We start from the raw sequence: 2,803 nt of genomic DNA, 5'->3' as shown, positions 1-2,803 counted from the left end.
TGGTAAAGGATAGGTCAAAATTCATAGGCTTAATTTTTCTAACGCTACGCGTTAGGAATTACACTTAATAAATATACATCTTTTTCTAATGCGGAATGTGGGTTTAATTACAGTCCTACTCGTGCTAGTAGTGCTGCATTACCTGTATTAGAGAATTTTAAAGGATACCTGCAGACTGATGGTTATAGCGGGGTGCGACCTGCAAAGGTCATTATACAATTGTTCAACCAGGAAACTGGATACAGAACCTGCCATACTGTTGGCAGTAGCCTACTTCGACATGCAGGATGAGTAATTGTTCTGTGTGATAGCTCGAAGAACAATATACCAAATTACCTCAGAGGGAAGACTTAAATTCCTGTGAGGGAAATAGGTACCGAAAAGTTCAATTTCGGATAGGGTTAGGCTTGCTGATATGATGAAATTAAATGAATCGATGTTAAACACCGTTAACCCAAATAAGCGAAAAGAACTGATACGCTTAAACCAAAATGGTAATTGTGCAGGTTATCCCTTTTTCCGCTTGAGGATACACAGTCAATTAATGCACACGGTGGAAAGTCGACATCTAAGTCAGTGTGTTGGATAATGGCAACAGGGTAAGACCGTTCATTCGCACATTAGTGCAAAACTGACCGTAAGGAAAGTCTATGGATGAGCGGTTAAAGGACGAGATAAAAAGCGAATGACATTCTGTAATGGAATGTATAAGGGATGAAAGGATTGCCCTACAGTGAAAACTGGCAGACTTATCTCTGGTTATTTCAGCGAGAGAAGAAGAAGAACTTTTATAAAGACAATTATGCAAATGACTGTGAACACAAATAGTGCCACGGATGCGATTGGCACCTGCAAAGACTGGAACTCCATTAACTGGAAAGCTTGTCTATTGGAGGTAAAGAAGCTTCAACTGCGTATCGCTAGATGGGAAAAACTAGGAAATCATCGTAAAGTTAAAGCATTACAATGGCTTCTCACACACAGTTTTTCTGCCAAATGTTTGGCGGTAAAACGTGTATCACAAAACAAAGGACACCGTACTGCTGGCATAGACGGAGTTTTGTTATCATCCGCAAAGGATAAATGGAATATGGTACACTCTCTTAAACGAAGAGGCTATAAAGCACTTCCGCTAAAACGAGTATATATCCTTAAATCAGACGGAAAAAGCCGTAGACCATTAGGTCTTCCTTGTATGAAAGACCGTGCAATGCAAGCTTTGCATACGATGGCTCTACTGCCTATTTCTGAAATAAAAGCGGATTGGAATAGCTATGGATTTCGTCCTGAAAGAGGTACAGCCGATGCTATTGAACAACTTTTTACTAGTTTAGCTACAAAGAGAGCTTCTCAATGGGTTTTAGAGGGTGATATTAAATCTTGTTTTGACTTGATTAGCCATCAATGGATAATAGAAAACATTCCTATGGATAAAAAAGTTCTTTTACAATGGTTAAAATCTGGTTTTATGGAACGTGGTAAACTATTTCCAACAAATCTAGGTACACCCCAAGGAGGGCTTGCGTCACCAACACTCGCAAATATGGTTCTTGACGGAATTGAAGATTTGTTAGGTAGAAAGTTCGGTTCTTTTAAATTGGACGGAACTTATTCCAAACAACGCAAGAATCCTATTTTATTCGTACGTTATGCTGATGACTTTGTAGTTATAGGCAGAACCAAGGAAGTTCTAGAAGATGAAGTTAAACCTATGATTCAATCTTTTCTAAAGCAACGTGGCTTAGAGCTTTCTTTAACAAAAACCAACATAACCCATATTTACAATGGTTTCGATTTTCTTGGACAAAATATTCGAAAGTACAGAATGCGCAATGGAAATGAAAAACTTTTGATTAAACCCTCTAAAGCAAACATAGAAACTTTTCTCACCAATATTAGAAAGATAACTCGTTGGGCAAGAAGTATGAGTCAAACTGAGCTTATCCGTATATTAAATCCGAAAATAAGAGGTTGGGCTTATTATCACAGGCATGTGGTTTCGTCAGAAATATTTAGCCAAGTGGATAAAGAAATTTGGAGAGCTTTATGGAGTTGGTGTATTAGAAGACATCCAAACAAAGGGAAAAAATGGATAAAATCTAAATATTTCCATCGTATCGAACAACGTGATTGGATTTTCAGAAGTATTACCAAGGAGCATGGAACAATCGTGACAGATACTCTATGTTCTGCTAGAAGTATCCTCATCATACGACACATTAAAATAAAGCAACAAGCTACTCCGTTTGACCCATCTTACGAAAAGTATTTTCAAGAACGCACCTCACAAAAATGGAGAAATAATAAAAGTGGGAAGTTAAAAGTTATGGCTTTATGGAAACATCAAAATGGAATTTGCCCTGTTTGTCTTGAGAAAGTTACTAAATTAAGTAATTGGGTTGTGTATTGGCACAAGAATAAACTTGAAGGTGGAAGTGACAGTTTGGATAACCTCAGTTTACTGCATCCAAAGTGTGCTCGTGGGAACGAACCTAAATTTGTGATACCCTATCGGCTAAACCAATAAAAGATTTAGCTTGAAATAACTTGAGCCGTGTGCAGGGAAACTTGCACGCACGGTTCTTAGGGGAGTCGGCTCAGGTAACTGAGCCCTCTTACCCGACTACAAAGCTTATGGGAATAAGTCAGATGTTACACATCTTGGCTGTTGGGCACACGCTCGACGTGAATTTGAAAAAGCTTTAGATAACGATAGAAAAAGGGCCCAGCATGTACTAGTAGAAATACAGAAGTTATATGCTATAGAGAGAAAAGCTAAAGAACAAAACTTAGCTCCTGACCA

At 38.4% G+C, this 2,803-nt stretch carries 2 protein-coding genes and 1 pseudogene; all 3 read left to right on the top strand.

From position 1 onward, the window contains the following. The first annotated feature begins 57 nt into the window (after positions 1-57). Positions 58-291, top strand: coding sequence for an IS66 family transposase (locus tag HX049_RS18250; protein ID WP_286417803.1), 234 nt, complete (start codon positions 58-60; stop codon positions 289-291). 517 nt (positions 292-808) lie between these two features. Next, a complete protein-coding gene (ltrA, locus tag HX049_RS18245; RefSeq protein ID WP_286417802.1) occupies positions 809-2,527 on the top strand; it encodes a group II intron reverse transcriptase/maturase in 1,719 nt (572 codons plus the stop codon). A 97-nt stretch (positions 2,528-2,624) separates the two neighbouring features. Further along, positions 2,625-2,803 (top strand): annotated as a pseudogene (locus tag HX049_RS18240) (IS66 family transposase); the annotation flags it as partial.

This window comes from Myroides odoratimimus, from assembly GCF_030326305.1.
In the GTDB taxonomy this organism is placed as follows: Bacteria; Bacteroidota; Bacteroidia; order Flavobacteriales; family Flavobacteriaceae; genus Flavobacterium; species Flavobacterium odoratimimum_A.
Note: the sequence above shows the minus strand (reverse complement) of the source record. Positions and strands in the feature narration are given on the sequence as shown.

Bases quoted from the DNA above. Each gene is read 5' to 3' on its own strand.
- ltrA (WP_286417802.1), top strand. From the start codon at position 809: ATGACTGTGAACACAAATAGTGCCACGGATGCGATTGGCACCTGCAAA.